Here is a 15,903-nt window from a genome sequence, read left to right as displayed (position 1 = left end):
GAACCCGCCATGAAACACGCACGCATCGCCTACGAAGGCGCCATCCACGCCGCCACCGACGCCGGCAACGGCCAGATCCGCCTGGCGGACGGCCGCCTGCTGGCCGAGGAGGCGGTGACCTGGCTGCCGCCGATCGAGCCGCGCACCACCTTCACGCTGGCCATCAACTACGCCGACCACGCCAAGGAGCTGGCGTTCAAGGCGCCCGCCGAACCGCTGGGCTTTCTCAAGGCCACCAACACCTTCGTCGGCCATCGCGCGCAGACGCTGCGCCCGGCCGACGTGGGCTTCATGCACTACGAATGCGAGCTGGCCGTGGTGATCGGCAAGACCGCCCGCGACGTGACGCGCGAGCAGGCCTACGACTACGTGGCCGGCTACACCGTGGCCAACGACTATGCGCTGCGCGACTACCTGGAGAACTGGTATCGCCCCAACCTGCGCGTCAAGAGCCGCGACACCTGCACCCCGCTGGGGCCGTGGCTGGTGGACCGCGACGACGTCGCCGACCCGATGAACCTGGACCTGCGCACCACCGTCAACGGCGTCGAGACCCAGCGCGGCAACACCCGCGACATGGTGTTCGACATCCCCGCCCTGATCGCGTACTTCAGCGGCTTCATGACGCTGTCGCCCGGCGACCTGATCCTGACCGGCACGCCCGACGGCATCGTCAACGTGCAGCCGGGCGACGAGGTCGTGACCGAGATCGACGGCATCGGCCGGCTCGTCAACACGCTGGTGCCCTACCCCGCCTGATTCCCCTTCTTACCTGGATACCTTCGCATGCTCGACACCACCACCGTGCGCGCCCTGGCCGCACGCCTGCACGACGCTGAACGCAGCCGCCAGCAGATCCGCCAGATCTCGCTGGAGCATCCCGACATCACCATCGCCGACGCCTATGCCATCCAGCGCGCCTGGATGGACATCAAGCTGGGCGAGGGCCGCGTCAAGCGCGGCCACAAGATCGGCCTGACCTCGCGCGCCATGCAACTGTCGTCGCAGATCGACGAGCCCGATTTCGGCATGCTGCTGGACGACATGTTCTTCGAGGACGGCGGCGACATTCCCGCCGGCCGCTTCATCCTGCCGCGGCTGGAGGTGGAACTGGCCTTCGTGCTGGGCAAGCGCCTGCAGGGCCCGAACGTGACGCTGTTCCAGGTGTACGACGCGGTCGACTACGTGATCCCGGCGCTGGAGATCATCGATGCCCGCTCGCACGGCATCGACCCCGACAGCAAGCGTCCGCGCAAAGTGTTCGACACCATCGCCGACAACGCCGCCAACGCCGGCGTGGTGATGGGCGGACGGCCGGTGAAGATCGGCGAGCTGGACCTGCGCTGGATCGGCGCGATCCTGTCGCGCAATGCGGTGATCGAGGAGACCGGCGTGGCCGCCGGCGTCTTGAACCATCCCGCCAATGGCGTAGTATGGCTGGCGAACAAGCTGGCCGCGCATGAGGTGGCGCTGGAAGCGGGCGAGATCATCCTGTCGGGCTCTTTCACCCGTCCGGTGGCCGCGCGCCCCGGCGACACCTTCAACGTCGACTACGGCGTGCTCGGCTCCGTCAACTGCCACTTCATCTGATCCCCACGCGGCCCATGGATATCCTGACCAATCAATTCAAGCGCGCGCTGCGCGCCGGTACGCCCCAGATCGGCCTGTGGGCCGGCCTGGCCAGCGCCTACACCTCCGAGATCATCGCCGGCGCCGGCTTCGACTGGCTGCTGATCGACGGCGAGCACGCCCCAAACACGCTGCAGACCACGCTGGCGCAGCTGCAATCGGTGGCCGCCTATCCGGTGGCGCCGGTGGTGCGCCCGGCCTGGAACGACCCGGTGCAGATCAAGCAGATCCTCGACACCGGCGCCCAGACGCTGCTGGTGCCGATGGTGCAGTCGGCCGAAGAGGCCGCGGCGGCGGTGGCCGCGGTGCGCTATCCGCCGACGGGCATCCGTGGCGTGGGCAGCGCGCTGGCGCGTTCGTCGCGCTGGAACCGCATCCCCAACTACCTGGAACGCGCCAACGACGAGATGTGCGTGCTGGTGCAGATCGAGACGCCGCGCGGCGTGGACGCGCTGGAAGCCATCCTGGCGGTGGACGGCGTCGACGGCGCCTTCATCGGCCCGGCCGACCTGTCGGCCAGCATGGGCTACCTGGGCCAGCCCGAGCATCCCGAGGTCACGCGGACCATCGACGCGGCCATCGGCCGCATCGTCAAGTCGGGCAAGGCCGCCGGCATCCTGCACAGCGGCGTGACCCAGGCCAGGCATTACCTGTCGCTGGGCGCGACCTTCGTGGCGGTGGGCGTGGACGCGGTGCTGCTGGCGCGCGCGGCCGAGAAGCTGGCGGGCGAGTTCAAGGACCTCAAGCCGGTCGCCAAGGCCGGCGGGCCTTACTGAGCCTCGGCAAGCAGCCAAAAGAAAACGGCACCTGCTGAACTGACCCCCGAAGGTTGGATTTCGTCCAACTTTCGGGGGTCAGTTCAGATGGGGCGTTTTTTATCTTGTGCCACGGACGGCGTGCCAGCCATGGGCCGCGCCGCCTGGCCAAGTCCTGGCGATCAGGAGCGGCCGCCCAGGCTGCCGCCGCCGTCCACGCCCAGCACCTGGCCGGTGATGAAGCCGGCGTCGTCCGACAGCAGGAAGGCGATGGCGGCGGCCACTTCGGCCGGCGTGCCCAGGCGCTTCATCGGCACCGAGGCCAGCGCGCGCTTCTCGCCCTCGCTGCCCGCGGGACGGGTGGCGCGGAACATTTCGGTCTCGATGGGGCCGGGCGCCACCGCGTTGGCGGTCACGCCGTATTCGGCCAGTTCCAGCGCCCAGGTGCGGGTGCAGCCCACCAGCGCGCTCTTGGCGGCCGAATAGGCGGTGCGTTCCAGCCCGCCGTGGATGGCGCGGCTGCAGACGTTGACGATACGGCCGGCGCGGCGCACCTTCATCGATTCGATGAAGGCCTGCGTCACCTGCACGGCGACGCGAACGTTCAGGTCCAGCACGTTGTACAGGGTGGCCAGGTCGATTTCGCCCAGCGGCTGCGGCGAGGCGATGCCGACGTTGTTGACCACGGCGTCGACCGGGAATTTCTCGCGGATCTCGCGCAGCACTTCCTCGGTGCGGCCGGCGTCGGCCAGGTCACAGGCATAGAGATAGCCCGGAAAGTCCACGTCTCCGGTATTGCGCGCGATACCGACCACATGACAACCCATGTCGGACAGCCGTTGCGTAAGGGCCCAGCCTATGCCTTTGGTGGCGCCCGTGATGAGCACGCATTTGTCCTTCATGGATCGAAACCTCGTCGTTCGTTACTGGGGCGAAAACGGGCGCCTGGGCGCCCGGTTTTTCAAGTAGACACCATCCGGCGTTACCTGTCTTGTAAATTGCGTAGCAATTCTTGCATGCCGGACACCTGCCGCCGCGGGCGGGGGTATCCGGCGAAAAAAACGGACGCCGTCAGGCATCCGACAGGCCGGGACCGGAAAAGTGCCCCGGGTCTGGTCAAAAAAGGATCAGGCGTCCCGGGTGACCGGCACGCGCGGCGCCAGGGCGCACAGCAGCTCGTAGCCGATGGTGCCGGCCGCCAGGGCGACTTCGTCCACCGACGGGCCTTCTTCGCCCCACAGCGACACCGGGGCGCCGACGCCGGCGGCCGGAATCGGGTCCAGGTCGACGATCAGCATGTCCATCGACACCCGCCCGACCAGCCGGGTGCGGATGCCGGCCACGACCACCGGGGTGCCGGTGGCGGCGTGGCGCGGATAGCCATCGGCGTAGCCGCAGGCGACGATGCCGACGCGCATGGCGCGGTCGGCGCGGAACAGCGCGCCGTAGCCGACCAAGTCGCCGGCCTTCAGTTCCTGCACCGCGATGATCTCGGAACGCATCGACATGGCCGGCTTGAGGCCGAAAGTGCTGGCCTCGGCGTCGGCGAAGGGCGAGGCGCCGTACAGGCAGATGCCGGGACGGACCCAGTGCGCCTGGGTCTGGGAACCCACGGCGACCTCGGCGAAGCGCAGGGTGGCCGCCGAATTGCAGACGCTGACGGGCCCGGTCATCTTATGCGTCACCGAATTGAACACCGCCATCTGCTCGGTGATGCCCTGGGGGCCGTCGGCGCAGGCGAAATGGGTCATCTTGCCGATCGAGCCGATCACGCCCTGCTGCTGCAGCAGCAGCGCGCGCTCGTGGGCGGCGGGATAGGCGGCGGGCGAAAAGCCCAGCCGGTTCATGCCGCTGTTGAGCTTGAGCATGATGTCCACGCGGCGCGACAGGCGGGCGCGGGCCAGCATGTCGAGCTGTTCGCGCTGGTGCACGGTGATGCTCAGGTGGTAGCGGTCGACGATCTCGAGATCGGACGGATTGAAGAAGCCTTCGAGCAGCAGGATCGGGCCGCCCCAACCGGCCTCGCGACAGCGTACGGCCTCGTCCAGGTCCAGCATGGCCAGCCCCTGCGCCTTGGAAAAACCGGCGACGGCCTGCTCGATGCCGTGGCCGTAGGCATTGGCCTTGATCACCGCCCAGATCGACGGCGGCAGGCCGGCGGCCGCGGCAGCGGTCTGGTCGAGGTGGCTGCGCACGGCAGCCAGATTGTGGGCCAGGGCGGAAACGGAAACGGTGGCTGAAATTGGGCGGGGCATGGTATGAGATCCTGTGGCGCTTAAGTCTAACTGATCAGCGTGCCGGCGGCGCGGGGCCGCGACGCCGCGCGTACTCTAAAATGACCGGGATCCGGCCCTCGCGGCCAGACCGCAGTCAGAAAGCAGGACCAGACCATGCCCATCGATCACTACGAGAATTTTCCCGTCGCCTCGCTGCTGCTGCCGCGCAGGCTGCGCGGCGCCGTGACCGATCTGTACCGGTTTGCCCGCGCGGCGGACGACATCGCCGACGAAGGCAGCGCCAGCGACGACGAACGGCTGACCCAACTGGCGGCCTTCCGCGCCGAACTGCACCGCATCGGCGCCGAACCGGGCGCCACGCCCGCGCCCGGCGCGCCGGCGCTGGCCGGCATTTTCGTGCCGCTGGCCGCCACCATCGCCCGCCACCAGCTGCCCATCACGCCGTTCTACGACCTGTTGTCGGCCTTCGAGCAGGACATCAGCGTCAAGCGCTACGACGACTACGCCACGCTGGCCGACTACTGCACCCGCTCGGCCAACCCGGTCGGGCGGCTGATGCTGCACCTGTTCGAGGCCGCCGATCCCCGGAACGTCGAGCAGTCCGACGCCATCTGCACCGGGTTGCAGCTGGTGAACTTCTGGCAGGATGTGCGGGTCGATTGGCACAAGCACCGCGTCTACCTGCCGCAGGAAGACCTGCGCCGCTTCGGCGTCTCGGAAGAAGACCTGGCGGCCGCGCGCCTGACGCCGGACTGGCGCGCCCTGATGGCGTTCCAGGTCGAACGGACCCGCGCGCTGCTACACTTCGGCGCTCCGCTGGCGCGCCGCCTGCCGGGCCGCATCGGCCTGGAGCTGCGCCTGGTGGTGCAAGGCGGGCTGCGCGTGCTGGAACGGATCGAGGCGTGCGGCTACGATGTATTCATGAACCGACCCGAATTGGGCGCCAAGGACTGGGCCATCATGCTGTGGCGCTCAATCAAGTAAGTAAACGGCCCTGCCAACTATGACCCCTGACGAGTACTGCCAGGAGAAAGCCGCCAAGAGCGGTTCCAGCTTCTACTATTCCTTCCTGTTCCTGCCGCCCGAGCGGCGTCGCGCCATCACGGCGCTGTACGCCTATTGCCGCGAGGTCGACGACGTGGTGGACGAATGCACCGATCCGTCGCTGGCGCGCATCAAGCTGGCGTGGTGGCGTACGCAGGTCGACCAGATGTTCGACGGCAAGCCCGACCATCCCGTGACCCGCGCGCTGCTGCCGCACCTGCAGAGCTGTTCGATCACGCGCGAACGCCTGCTGGCGGTGGTCGACGGCATGGAAATGGATCTCGACCAGACCCGCTACCTGGACTGGCCCGGCCTGCGCAAGTATTGCTGGCACGCCGCCGGCGTGGTCGGCGAACTGTCGGCCGGCGTCTTCGGCTACACCGATCCGGCCACGCTGGTCTATGCCGAAAAGCTCGGGCTGGCGTTCCAGATGACCAACATCATCCGCGACGTGGGCGACGACGCCCGCCGCGGCCGCATCTACATTCCGGTCAACGACATGCAGCAGTTCGAGGTCAAAGCCTCGGACATCCTGAATGGCGAGTATTCCGAGCGCTTCTCGGCCCTGATGAAGTTCCAGGCCGAGCGCGCCCGCGAGCTGTACCGCGAGGCGATGCGCAGCCTGCCCGAGGTCGACCGGCGCGCGCAACGTCCCGGCCTGATGATGGCGGCGATCTATCACGCGCTGCTCGACGAGATCGAGCGCGACAACTGGCAGGTGCTGCACCAGCGCATCTCGCTGACCCCGCTGCGCAAGCTGTGGCTGGCGTGGAAGACCTGGGTAGGCGGCGGACGCGGACTGGTCCGCCGGTTGGCACGGTGAAGGCGGCGGTCATCGGCGCCGGCTGGGCGGGCCTGGCGGCCAGCGTCGCCCTGCGCGAGGCCGGCGCCAAGGTCACCGTCTTCGAAGCCGGGCACACGCCCGGCGGCCGCGCCCGGCGCGTGTTCCACGACGGCTTCGAGTCGCCGCTGGACAACGGCCAGCACCTGCTGTCCGGCGCCTACAAGCACACGCTGGCGCTGATGCGCCGGGTGGGCCGCAACCCCGATGCCCTGCTGATGCGCCGGTCGCTGCGGCTGGCGAGCCTGGACGGCCGTTTCCGGCTGTCGGCGCCGCGCCTGCCCGCGCCCCTGCACATGGCGGTGGCGATCCTGGGCGCGCGCGGCCTGACGTGGTCCGACCGCTTCGCCACGCTGCGCCTGATGCGCGGCCTGCGCGCCATGTCCTGGACGCCACCGCGCGACTGGACCGTGCAGCAGCTGCTGCACTACCACGGCCAATCCGACGCCCTGATCCGCCAGGTCTGGGAGCCGCTCTGCCTGGCCGCCCTGAACACCCCCGTGGCCAGCGCCAGCGCCGGGCTGTTCGCCCGCGTGCTGCGCGACAGCCTGGCCGGCAACCGCGAGGACAGCGACCTGCTGCTGCCCTGCACCGACCTGTCGGCGCTGTGGCCGGATGCCGCCGCGCGCCAGGTCACCATGCGCTACGGCAGCACGGTGCGCCAGCTGCAGCCGTCGGAAGACGGCATCGACATCAACCAGGAACGCTTCGACGCCGCCGTGCTGGCGGTGCCGCCGACCTTCGCCGCGCGCCTGCTGGAGGCGCCGCTGCGGGCCGCGGGCGCGACCGGGCTGCTGGACGCCTTGCGCGCCTTCGACTACCTGCCGATCGCCACGCTCAACCTGCGGCTGGCCGGCCCCTGGCGGCTACCCGAACCCATGATGATGCTGCGCGAGGAGCCCGCCCGCGGCCACGTCGGCCAATGGCTGTTCGACCGCGCGCAACTGGCCGGCGACGCCCTGGCCGGCGAACTGGCGGTGGTCGCCAGCGCCGCCACCGGCCTGGCCGAACGCAACCGCCACCAGGCCATCGAGGCCCTGATCGACCAGGTGGCCGAGCAGGCCGCGGGCCATCCGCAGCGGCTGCCGCCGATGCCGGAAGTGACCGCGGCGGAATTGTTCATCGAGAAGCGCGCCACCTTCGCGGCGGTGCCGGGCCTGACCCGGCCGTTGAACAGCACCCCCTGGTCCACGCTGGCGCTGGCCGGCGACTGGACCGACACCGGCTATCCCGGGGTGCTGGAAGGCGCCGTGCGCAGCGGCCTGGAAGCGGCGCGGGTGCTGAACCCGCGCGTCAGCGCAGCAGGCTGACCGTCGCCAGTCCCAATCCGGTCAGCAGCAACGACCCGATCAGGCTGATCCCGGCGTAGCCCAGCGCGCCGGCATAGGCGCCGCGCTCCAGCATGGCGACGGTCTCGGCCGAGAAGGTCGAAAAGGTGGTCAGCCCGCCCATGAAGCCGGTGATGGCCCCCAGCCGCACCCAGGCCGGCCACTCGGGATGGCCGGCCACCAGCGCCAGCACCAATCCCACCAGGTAGCCGCCGGTCAGGTTGGCCGCCAGCGTGCCCCAGGGCCAGGACCCGGTATTGAGCCACAGGCTGACCAGCCAGCGGGCCCAGGCGCCAAGCATGGCGCCCAGCCCCACGGCCAGGAAATTCAGGGGAATCAGGGTCTGGTAGGCGGACATGGATCAGGGCGCGCGATGCTGCTTGAGGCGCAAGGAAAAGACCAGCAGCAGTATGCCAAAGAACACGGCGTAGATGCCGATGACCCACACCAGCGCCAGCGCGCCGGCGCCCGGCTGCATCACCAGCATGGCGCCGAACAGGATCGACACCAGCCCCGACAGCCCCAGGAACCACTCATTGCGGATGTCCTTGCGGAAGCGGATCGCGGCGATGACCTGGAACACGCCGGCCACCAGCGCCCAGAAGGCGATGATGTAGAGCAGCACCAGCGCGGTCAGGCCCGGCCACAGGAAGGTGGCGATGCCGGCCCCCACCCCCAGCAGGCCGACCACGATCAGCGCCCACAGCGGCCTGCCCCGGTCGCGGATGCGGATACCCGCGATCAGCGCCAGCACGCCATCGGCCAGCGCGAACGCGCCCCACACCAGCACCAGCGCCGACAGCGTGATCGCCGGCATGAACATGGCCATCAGGCCGAACAGGATGGCGACGACGCCGCGCAATGCCACCCAACCCCAGTGACGACCGATCTGATCCACGACTTGCGAGTCAAGCATGACGACCTCCGGTAACGCGTAACGGGAGGTTTATCTTATTTGAAATTTCCCGTTCGCGGCCCCTCCCCGCGCCGCGCGCCGGGCCGGCGGCAACAGGCCGGCCCGCGCGGATTCGCGCCGCGCGCTATTGCAGCTTGATCTGCGCGCGGTCGATCACCGTCTTCCAGCGATCGCGCTCGGCGCGGATCTGTTCGCCGAATTCGGCCGGCGTGTTGCCCAGCGGGAACGCGCCGGTCTCCTCCATCTTGGCCGCGGTGGCGGGGTCGCGCACCGCCTTGGCGAAGGCCTGCGCCAGCTTGTCGCGCACCTCGGCGGGCATGCCCGCCGGCCCCACCACGCCGTACCAGGCGGTGACGTCGTAATCCTTGTAGCCCTGCTCGGCAAAGGTCGGCACGTCCGGCAGGCGCGGGTTGCGCGTCTCGCCGGTGATGGCCAGGGGACGCAGGTGCTTGCTCTTGATGTACGGCAGCGACGACGGGAAGTTGTCGAAGATCACCGGCACCACGCCGCCCACCGTGTCGGTCAGCGCCGGCGCCGACCCCCGATAGGAAATGCTGTTCATCTTGCCGCCGGTGATCTGCAGGAACCAGATCATGCCCAGGTCGTTGATGCCGCCGGCGCCAGCGTTGGCGTAGCCGTCCTTGCCGGGATTGGCGCGCACGTGCGCCACGAATTCCGCCAGGGTCCTGGCCGGGTATTGCGGATTGACGCTGAGGATGTTGGGGCTGGTCACCAGGTTGCTGACCGGCGTGAAGTCCTTGACCGGATCGTAGGCCAGGTTCGGGAACAGGTGCGGCGCGGTGCCATGCGTGCTGACGGTCGCCAGGCCGACGGTGTAGCCGTCCGGCTTGGCGCGCGCGGTGGCCGCCATGCCGATGGTGCCGGACGCGCCGGTGCGGTTCTCCACCACGATCTGCTGGCCCAGGATCTCGCCGGCCTTGGCCGCGGCCAGCCGGCCGACGATGTCGGTGGGACCGCCGGCCGGGAACGGCACGATCAAGGTGATGGGACGGTCGGGGAATTCGGCGTGGGCCGCCGGCAACAGGGCGGCCAGCGCCAGGGCGACGCAAGTCTTGCGGATCATCGGGTTTGTCTCCTGTGGGGATCGGTTCTGCTTGTTATGGGGAAAGACTCGGCGCGCCCGCGATGCTGGCATCGCGGCGCAAGATCCTGCCGGGGCGGTGCGCCTCGGGCGCCGCCGGAAACACCGGGCAGCCGTTGACCAGCACGTGCTCGATGCCGGCCGAGGCCAGCGTCGGCGCGTCCCAGGTGGCGCGGTCGCGCACCGTGTCGGCGTCGAACACGACCACGTCGGCCCAGGCGCCGACGGCCAGCCGGCCCCGGTCCGCCAGGCCGAACACGCGCGCCGGCAGCGCCGTCATCTTCGCCACCGCCGCCTCCAGCGTCAGCAGCTCGGCCTCGCGCACATAGCGGCCCAGCACCCGCGTGAAGCTGCCCCACAGGCGTGGATGCGGATGCGCGTCGTTGGGCAGGCCGTCGGAGCCCACCATGCAGCACTCGTGCTGGAAGATGCGGCGCACCTCGTTCTCGTCCATGGCGAAGTAGATCGCGCCGGCCGGGCACAGCCGGCGCGCGGCCGTGACCGGGTCGCAGTCCCAGCGCGCCGCGATCTCGGCCAGCGACTGGCCGCCGCATTCCGGGTGCGGGGTCGACCAGGTGATGCGGATGTCGTCGATCTGGTCGGCGCGCTCCGGAATCAGGATGGTGGAGCTGCCGGGATAGGGATAGATGTCCAGCGCCACGTCCACGCCGTCGGCGCGGGCGCGGTCGATGTTGGCCAGCGTGACCGCGCTCTTGCCCCAGTTGGCCGGCATCATGCATTTGTGGTGCGACAGCACCGTGGCGCAACCGGTGCGGCGGCCCACCGACAGCACCTCGTCGACCGCGGCCTCGACCGCGTCGCCCTCGTTGCGGATGTGGCTGGTGTGCAGCGCGCCGCGCGCGGCCGCCACCCGCGCCAGGCCGTCCAGTTCGGCCGCCTCGGCGACGCCGCCGGGCTGATAGGCCAGCCCGGTGCTGAATCCCGCCGCGCCAGCCTCCAGGGCCTCGGCCAGCATGCGCTCCATCGCCTGCTGTTCGTCGGCGCTGGGTTGCGCCGCCGGGTCGCGCATCGCGGCCAGGCGCAGATTGGCGTGGCCCACCAGCGCGGCCACGTTGATCATCGGCCGTTGCGCCTGCAGCGCGCCGAAATACGCGGCCATGTCCGTGAACAACGGCGAATCGCCCAGCAGCGCCAGCGCCGCGGCGGTGTTGCCGGGCAAGGGCGCCGGCGCGCCGCTGATGCCGCAGTTGCCGACCACCACCGAGGTGATGCCCTGGCTGGTCTTCCATTCCAGGCCCGGCTTTTCCACGAACATCAGGTCGTCGTGACCATGGGTGTCGATGAAACCGGGCGCGACGATCTTGCCGCCGGCATCGATGCGCCGGCCGGCCGGCGTGGCCGACAGGTCGCCGATGGCGGCGATGCGTTCGCCGCGGATGCCGACGTCGGCGCGCCGGCGCGGTCCGCCCAGCCCGTCGATCACCCAGCCGCCTTCAATAACCAGATCCAGATTTTCCTGCATGCAACTTCCGTCTTGATGGCGGCCGGCTTGGACACCGGCCGCTCGCGGGGCGCCCGCGGGCGCCCCTGGTCCTTGATGAAGCCCCTAGTATCGTCCGCCCGATCAATCTGCAAAAATTGTTTTTATTGATCTATCTATCTCGATTTGAAATGCATCGCCTGCCCAAGCACGTCACCCTCAAGCACCTGACCGCGTTCGTCGCGGTGGCGCAGGAATCCAGTTTCACGCACGCGGGCAAGCGCCTGTTCCAGACCCAGTCGTCCGTGACCAGCCTGGTGCGGCAGCTGGAGGACGCGCTGGCCACGCAGCTGTTCGCGCGCACCAGCCGGCGCGTGCTGCTGACCGCGGCGGGCGAGGAATTCCTGCCGCGCGTGATGCGCCTGCTGGCCGACTTCGACGGCGTGATCGAGGATGTGGTGCGCTTTGGCGCACTGGAGCGCGGCCGCGTCGGCGTGGCCGCCGCGCCGTCGGCCATCACGCAGCTCATCGCGCCGGCGGCGGCGGTGTTCTCGGCGCAGTATCCCGCCATCCGCCTGTATCTCAGCGACGACAATTCCGGCCGCATCCAGCGCAAGGTGACCACGCGCGAGGTCGACTTCGGCCTGACCAGCCGCTGGGCGGACGCGCCGGGCCTGCATTTCGATCCGCTGCTGGAAGACCGCTTCGGGGTGCTGTACCGGCGCGACGACACCAGCCTGAGGCCGGGCCGCGACGGCGCCATGCGCTGGGCCGACCTGGCCGGCCGCAAGCTGGTGGGGGTGGTGGACGAGACCGGCATCATGGCGCTGCTGCGCGCCCGGGCGGACCTGCCGATCGAGGCGGCGGCGCCCTTCTATGAAGCCTCCAGCACCACCTCGCAGGCGGCGCTGGTGAAGGCGGGCATGGGCGTGGCGCTGCTGCCCGCGCTGGCGGCGCAGCGCGTGATGGAGCCCGAACTGGACTACGCGCTGCTGGCGCGGCCGACGGTGGTGCGCACGATGTGCATCATCCGCCACAAGGAATACGCGCTCAGCCCGGCGGCCGAGGCGTTGATCCGCGCCATCCGCGATTACCTGCGCGGCGCGGCGTTGCCGGCCGGTTGCCGGCTGGCGGCGGGCGCGACACGCAAGCGCGGTTGAGCGAAAGCGAAAGCGCCGCGCGGACGCGCGACGCCATGACGATAAGCGTGGCTCAGCCGCGCAGCTTCTCGTCCAGCGCGGCCAGGCCGGCGGCGAACACGCCCTGCCCCACGGCGGTCGCAACCGCCTGCAAATCGGCGTCGCCCTCGACGCGGAAATCGGCCCACCACTCCACCAACGTGGCGCCGCTCTCGGTGATCGCCGTCAAGGTGACGCCGGCGACGTAGTCGCGCATCGGCAGGTCGGTCTCGATGATCGAGTAGCGCAGCGCCGTGCCGGGGTCGTCCAGCGTCAGCAGCTGCTCGCGCACGAAGCCCGAAGGCTTGAGCGACAGGTAGCGCACCGAGCCGACCGCATCGTGGCGGCCGCCCTCTTCCAGGCGGCTCTGGGCGATGCCGGGATGCCATCCCGCCAGGCCATTGAAATCACGGAACTGCGGCCAGACCTTGGCCAGCGGCGCCTGGACGATGGCGCTGGTGTAGACGGTATGCGGCATGCGGACTCCTGTCAGAAAGTCAGTTGCTTGAACTCGCGGGTGGCGGCGGTCAGCGCCCGTTCGGTAGGCAGGCGCTCCATCGAGCTGGCGCCGTAGAAGCCATGGCAATGCTGGCAATGGCGCAGGATATGGGCGGCGTCCTCGGGCGTGGCGATGGGCCCGCCGTGGCACAGCACGATCACGTCCGGACGCACGGCCAGCGCGGCCGCCGCGATACGGTCGATGACGGCGACGCAATCGTCCAGCGTCAGCGCGGTCTCGGCGCCGATCGAGCCGCCGGTGGTCAGGCCCATGTGCGCCACGATGATGTCGGCGCCCGCCTTTGTCATGGCCACGGCGTCGTCCTCGTTGAAGACGTAGGGCGTGGTCAACATGCCCTTTTCGTGCGCCAGGCGGATCATGTCGACTTCCAGCGCGTAGCCCATGCCGGTCTCTTCCAGGTTGGCGCGGAAGGTGCCGTCGATCAGGCCCACGGTGGGGAAGTTCTGCACGCCGGCGAAGCCCTGGCGCTTGAGATCGTCCAGGAACAGGTCGAAGTCGCAGAACGGATCGGTGCCGTTGACGCCGGCCAGCACCGGCGTGTGCTTGACCACCGGCAGCACTTCGCGGCCCATGTCGACCACGATCTCGTTGGCGTTGCCGTAGGCCAGCAGGCCGGCCAGCGAGCCGCGCCCGGCCATGCGGTAGCGGCCCGAGTTGTAGATCACGATCAGGTCGATGCCGCCCGCTTCCTCGCACTTGGCGGACAGTCCGGTCCCGGCGCCGCCGCCCACGATGGGGGTGCGGGCGCGCACCATGGCGCGGAACTTGTCCAGCAGTTGGTTACGGTCGAAGCGCGGCATGGCGGAAATCCTCAGTGTGTTGCGATGTCGAGAAACTGCTCGACCGCGGCGCGGGCGAACAGCGGGTCGTTGATGTGGCACGGCACGCGCACCAGGCGGCGGTTGGCGGTCTGCACCAGCCGCGACTCCAGCGCGTCGAACAGCGCGGCGTCGGCCTGCGGGTCCCAGAACGCCTGGCCCGGCGCGTCCAGCGCCGACACGCCGCCTTCCGGGATCAGGAAGCGCACGGGGCCGTCGCAGCGGTTCAGCCGGTCGGCGATCCACTCGCCCTGGCGGCGGTTTTCTTCCGCGGTGGTGCGCATCAGCGTCACCTGCGGGTTGTGGGGGTAGAAGGTACGGCCCTGGTAGCGCTCGGGCACCGAATCCATGGCGCCGAAATTGACCATGTCGAGCGCGCCGCAGGAGCCGACGTACGGCGCGCGGGTACGGGCCACGGCGCCGAAGCGGTCCTCGGTGCAGGCCAGCACGCCGCCGAACAGGAAGTCGCAGACTTCGGTGGTGGTCAGGTCCAGCACGCCCGACAGCAGATGGCTGTCGAGCAGCTTTTCCATCGACTGGCCGCCGGTGCCGGTGGCGTGGAACACCAGGCAGTCATAGCGCGATTCGAGCAGCGGCGTGACCTGCTGCACGCAGGCGGTGGTGACGCCGAACATGGTGATGCCGACGGCCGGCTGGCTGTCGCCGCCCGTGGCCGTGGCGGCCTGGCGGAAGGCGCCGCCGATGGCGCCGGCGGCGTTGGCCAGCACGCGGCGCGAGATCCGGTTCAGGCCCGCCACGTCGGTCACGGAATACATCATCGCGATATCGGATGGGCCCACATACGGCGCGACATTGCCCGACGCCATGGTCGAGACCATCAGCTTGGGCACGCCGATCGGCAGCGCGCGCATGGCCGGCGTGATCAGCGCGGTGCCGCCCGAGCCGCCCAGACCCAGCAAGGCGCCGATATCGGGATTGGCGGCGGCGTAGCGTTCGAACGCCAGCGCCATCGCGGCAATGGCGCTGCCACGGTCGCCCGTGAACACGGCCTGCTCGCCCTGCGGATGGCTGCGCGCGATTTCCCGCGCCTGCACCCGCGCGGCGCTGGCCGCGCCGGTGGTGGACACGTCCACCGAGACCACGTCCAGGCCTTCGCGCTTGAGCAGCTCGACCACATACTCGGCCTCGTGGCCCTTGGTGTCGTAGGTGGCGGCCACGAAAACCCGCCGATTCGAATGCGTCATGACTCCTCCGCGGGCGGCTACACTCGGTGCGCGCCTCGATATATGTCCGGGGCGCGTGGCCCTGTAGAATCAAGAAATGAGACGAAAGAATCATACTGAGACACCCGTCTCACGTCAAACCACGACCGCCGCGCGCAAGCCGGCCGCCGCCCCCGCGCGCCTGATCGCGCCCGCCAGCCGCCAGGCCGCCGCCAGCGGCGAACCGCCGCACGGGCCGCGCGCGCGGATGCGCAAGATCCTGCTGGACGCGGCGCAGCGCCTGATGGCGCAAGGCATCACGCCGTCGGTGGCCGAGCTGGCCGAACACGCGCAGGTGTCGCGCGCCACCGCCTACCGCTACTTCCCGAGCCAGAGCGCGCTGATCGCCGCCGTGGTCGACGAAAGCCTGGGGCCGATCCTGGCCTGGGACTCGACCGCGCCCGACGCAGCCACCCGCGTCGACGAATTGCTGCGCTTCGCCTATCCGCGCCTGGAGACCCACGAGGCGCCGCTGCGCGCGGCCATCCAGGTGTCGCTGCAGCAGCACGCCGAAGCCAGCGCCGGCCGCGCCGGCAACGAACCGCGGCTGGTGCGCGGCCATCGAGTCGACATCCTCAAGCGCGCCATCGCGCCGCTGGCGGACGCGCTGCCGCCGGCCCAACAGGAACGCGTGGCGCAGGCGCTGTCGCTGGTCTACGGCACCGAAGTATTCCTGGTGCTCAAGGACATCTGGGGCCTGGAATTGCCGGCCGTCACCGAGGTCGCGCGCTGGACCGCGCAGGCCATCATCCGCCAGGCGCTGGCCGATGCGGCGGACGGCGCCCGCTAACGGCAAGCTGTCATTCCCGCGTCACTCGCGGCCCGCATAGTGCGGGCCTTCGCGGTGCCGCGCCTGTGCGGGCCGCATGAC

Annotated in this window: 17 protein-coding genes; 8 read left to right on the top strand and 9 right to left on the bottom strand. The window is 69.8% G+C overall.

Annotation, left to right across the window (positions count from 1 at the left end; genetic code table 11):
- Positions 1-9 precede the first annotated feature (9 nt).
- From I6I07_RS18730 to hpaI, 3 genes are read left to right on the top strand one after another with little or no spacing between them, the layout of a single operon-like run.
- Entirely contained in the window at positions 10-759 is a 750-nt protein-coding gene (locus I6I07_RS18730; protein WP_198483223.1) for a fumarylacetoacetate hydrolase family protein, read from the top strand.
- Positions 760-786: 27 nt separating this feature from the next.
- The gene (hpaH, locus tag I6I07_RS18725; RefSeq protein WP_198483222.1) at positions 787-1,590 is read left to right on the top strand and encodes a 2-oxo-hept-4-ene-1,7-dioate hydratase; all 804 of its coding nucleotides are present in this window, start codon (positions 787-789) and stop codon (positions 1,588-1,590) included.
- 14 nt (positions 1,591-1,604) lie between these two features.
- Complete coding sequence (gene hpaI, locus I6I07_RS18720; protein ID WP_198483221.1) at positions 1,605-2,405, top strand: 4-hydroxy-2-oxoheptanedioate aldolase; 801 nt, start codon at positions 1,605-1,607, stop codon at positions 2,403-2,405.
- Between the two features lie 161 nt (positions 2,406-2,566).
- Here hpaI and I6I07_RS18715 read toward each other — a convergent pair whose 3' ends face one another.
- Together I6I07_RS18715 and alr are read right to left on the bottom strand one after the other, a co-directional pair.
- Positions 2,567-3,286, bottom strand: a complete 720-nt coding sequence (locus tag I6I07_RS18715; RefSeq protein ID WP_006396065.1) for an SDR family oxidoreductase — start codon at positions 3,284-3,286, stop codon at positions 2,567-2,569.
- Between the two features lie 225 nt (positions 3,287-3,511).
- Complete coding sequence (gene alr / locus I6I07_RS18710) at positions 3,512-4,639, bottom strand: alanine racemase (RefSeq protein WP_198483220.1); 1,128 nt, start codon at positions 4,637-4,639, stop codon at positions 3,512-3,514.
- A 135-nt stretch (positions 4,640-4,774) separates the two neighbouring features.
- On the opposite strand from alr, the gene hpnC reads away from it, so the two are divergent.
- Genes hpnC through hpnE form a run of 3 tightly spaced genes read left to right on the top strand, consistent with a single transcriptional unit; the run spans position 4,775 to position 7,816 of the window.
- A complete protein-coding gene (gene hpnC / locus I6I07_RS18705) occupies positions 4,775-5,605 on the top strand; it encodes a squalene synthase HpnC (RefSeq protein WP_198483219.1) in 831 nt (276 codons plus the stop codon).
- A gap of 19 nt (positions 5,606-5,624) precedes the next feature.
- Positions 5,625-6,488 (top strand): presqualene diphosphate synthase HpnD, encoded by an 864-nt coding sequence (hpnD, locus tag I6I07_RS18700; RefSeq protein ID WP_006396068.1) that lies wholly within the window; start codon positions 5,625-5,627, stop codon positions 6,486-6,488.
- Positions 6,485-7,816 carry a hydroxysqualene dehydroxylase HpnE gene (hpnE, locus tag I6I07_RS18695; protein WP_198483218.1) on the top strand — a complete coding sequence of 444 codons (1,332 nt, stop codon included), beginning with the start codon at positions 6,485-6,487 and terminating at the stop codon, positions 7,814-7,816. The genes hpnD and hpnE overlap by 4 nt, the downstream gene beginning before the upstream one ends.
- Here hpnE and crcB read toward each other — a convergent pair.
- The 4 genes from crcB to I6I07_RS18675 all read right to left on the bottom strand — a co-directional run bounded on the left by crcB (position 7,800) and on the right by I6I07_RS18675 (position 11,335).
- On the bottom strand, positions 7,800-8,192 hold the full coding sequence (gene crcB, locus I6I07_RS18690) for a fluoride efflux transporter CrcB (protein WP_198483217.1): 393 nt from the start codon (positions 8,190-8,192) through the stop codon (positions 7,800-7,802). The two genes, hpnE and crcB, sit on opposite strands and share 17 nt — an antisense overlap.
- 3 nt (positions 8,193-8,195) lie before the next feature.
- A complete protein-coding gene (locus tag I6I07_RS18685; RefSeq protein WP_006396071.1) occupies positions 8,196-8,750 on the bottom strand; it encodes an HdeD family acid-resistance protein in 555 nt (184 codons plus the stop codon).
- Positions 8,751-8,874: 124 nt separating this feature from the next.
- A complete protein-coding gene (locus I6I07_RS18680; protein ID WP_198483216.1) occupies positions 8,875-9,834 on the bottom strand; it encodes a tripartite tricarboxylate transporter substrate binding protein BugE in 960 nt (319 codons plus the stop codon).
- A 34-nt stretch (positions 9,835-9,868) separates the two neighbouring features.
- Positions 9,869-11,335, bottom strand: coding sequence for an N-acyl-D-glutamate deacylase (locus tag I6I07_RS18675; protein ID WP_198483215.1), 1,467 nt, complete (start codon positions 11,333-11,335; stop codon positions 9,869-9,871).
- 149 nt (positions 11,336-11,484) lie between these two features.
- On the opposite strand from I6I07_RS18675, the gene I6I07_RS18670 reads away from it, so the two are divergent.
- The gene (locus tag I6I07_RS18670; RefSeq protein ID WP_061074122.1) at positions 11,485-12,453 is read left to right on the top strand and encodes a LysR family transcriptional regulator; all 969 of its coding nucleotides are present in this window, start codon (positions 11,485-11,487) and stop codon (positions 12,451-12,453) included.
- 52 nt (positions 12,454-12,505) lie between these two features.
- On the opposite strand, the gene I6I07_RS18665 is transcribed toward I6I07_RS18670, so the two are convergent.
- From I6I07_RS18665 to I6I07_RS18655, 3 genes are read right to left on the bottom strand one after another with little or no spacing between them, the layout of a single operon-like run.
- Positions 12,506-12,949: an SRPBCC family protein gene (locus I6I07_RS18665; protein WP_198483214.1), complete on the bottom strand. Its 444-nt coding sequence runs from the start codon at positions 12,947-12,949 to the stop codon at positions 12,506-12,508.
- Between the two features lie 11 nt (positions 12,950-12,960).
- Complete coding sequence (locus tag I6I07_RS18660; RefSeq protein ID WP_198483213.1) at positions 12,961-13,791, bottom strand: phosphoenolpyruvate hydrolase family protein; 831 nt, start codon at positions 13,789-13,791, stop codon at positions 12,961-12,963.
- An 11-nt stretch (positions 13,792-13,802) separates the two neighbouring features.
- Positions 13,803-15,014, bottom strand: coding sequence for a Tm-1-like ATP-binding domain-containing protein (locus I6I07_RS18655; RefSeq protein WP_198483212.1), 1,212 nt, complete (start codon positions 15,012-15,014; stop codon positions 13,803-13,805).
- A gap of 160 nt (positions 15,015-15,174) precedes the next feature.
- On the opposite strand from I6I07_RS18655, the gene I6I07_RS18650 reads away from it, so the two are divergent.
- Positions 15,175-15,822, top strand: coding sequence for a TetR/AcrR family transcriptional regulator (locus I6I07_RS18650; RefSeq protein WP_232626128.1), 648 nt, complete (start codon positions 15,175-15,177; stop codon positions 15,820-15,822).
- The last annotated feature ends 81 nt before the right edge of the window (positions 15,823-15,903 follow it).

The organism is Achromobacter deleyi, assembly GCF_016127315.1.
Taxonomy (GTDB): domain Bacteria; phylum Pseudomonadota; class Gammaproteobacteria; order Burkholderiales; family Burkholderiaceae_B; genus Achromobacter; species Achromobacter insuavis_A.
The sequence above is the reverse complement of the archived record's forward strand: the minus strand, read 5'-3'. Positions and strand labels throughout refer to the sequence as shown.

Coding starts and splice junctions, on each gene's coding strand:
- I6I07_RS18730 (WP_198483223.1), top strand. CDS start 10: ATGAAACACGCACGCATCGCCTACGAAGGCGCCATCCACGCCGCCACC.
- hpaH (WP_198483222.1), top strand. CDS start 787: ATGCTCGACACCACCACCGTGCGCGCCCTGGCCGCACGCCTGCACGAC.
- hpaI (WP_198483221.1), top strand. CDS start 1,605: ATGGATATCCTGACCAATCAATTCAAGCGCGCGCTGCGCGCCGGTACG.
- I6I07_RS18715 (WP_006396065.1), bottom strand. CDS start 3,286: ATGAAGGACAAATGCGTGCTCATCACGGGCGCCACCAAAGGCATAGGC.
- alr (WP_198483220.1), bottom strand. CDS start 4,639: ATGCCCCGCCCAATTTCAGCCACCGTTTCCGTTTCCGCCCTGGCCCAC.
- hpnC (WP_198483219.1), top strand. CDS start 4,775: ATGCCCATCGATCACTACGAGAATTTTCCCGTCGCCTCGCTGCTGCTG.
- hpnD (WP_006396068.1), top strand. CDS start 5,625: ATGACCCCTGACGAGTACTGCCAGGAGAAAGCCGCCAAGAGCGGTTCC.
- crcB (WP_198483217.1), bottom strand. CDS start 8,192: ATGTCCGCCTACCAGACCCTGATTCCCCTGAATTTCCTGGCCGTGGGG.
- I6I07_RS18685 (WP_006396071.1), bottom strand. CDS start 8,750: ATGCTTGACTCGCAAGTCGTGGATCAGATCGGTCGTCACTGGGGTTGG.
- I6I07_RS18680 (WP_198483216.1), bottom strand. CDS start 9,834: ATGATCCGCAAGACTTGCGTCGCCCTGGCGCTGGCCGCCCTGTTGCCG.
- I6I07_RS18675 (WP_198483215.1), bottom strand. CDS start 11,335: ATGCAGGAAAATCTGGATCTGGTTATTGAAGGCGGCTGGGTGATCGAC.
- I6I07_RS18670 (WP_061074122.1), top strand. CDS start 11,485: ATGCATCGCCTGCCCAAGCACGTCACCCTCAAGCACCTGACCGCGTTC.
- I6I07_RS18665 (WP_198483214.1), bottom strand. CDS start 12,949: ATGCCGCATACCGTCTACACCAGCGCCATCGTCCAGGCGCCGCTGGCC.
- I6I07_RS18660 (WP_198483213.1), bottom strand. CDS start 13,791: ATGCCGCGCTTCGACCGTAACCAACTGCTGGACAAGTTCCGCGCCATG.
- I6I07_RS18655 (WP_198483212.1), bottom strand. CDS start 15,014: ATGACGCATTCGAATCGGCGGGTTTTCGTGGCCGCCACCTACGACACC.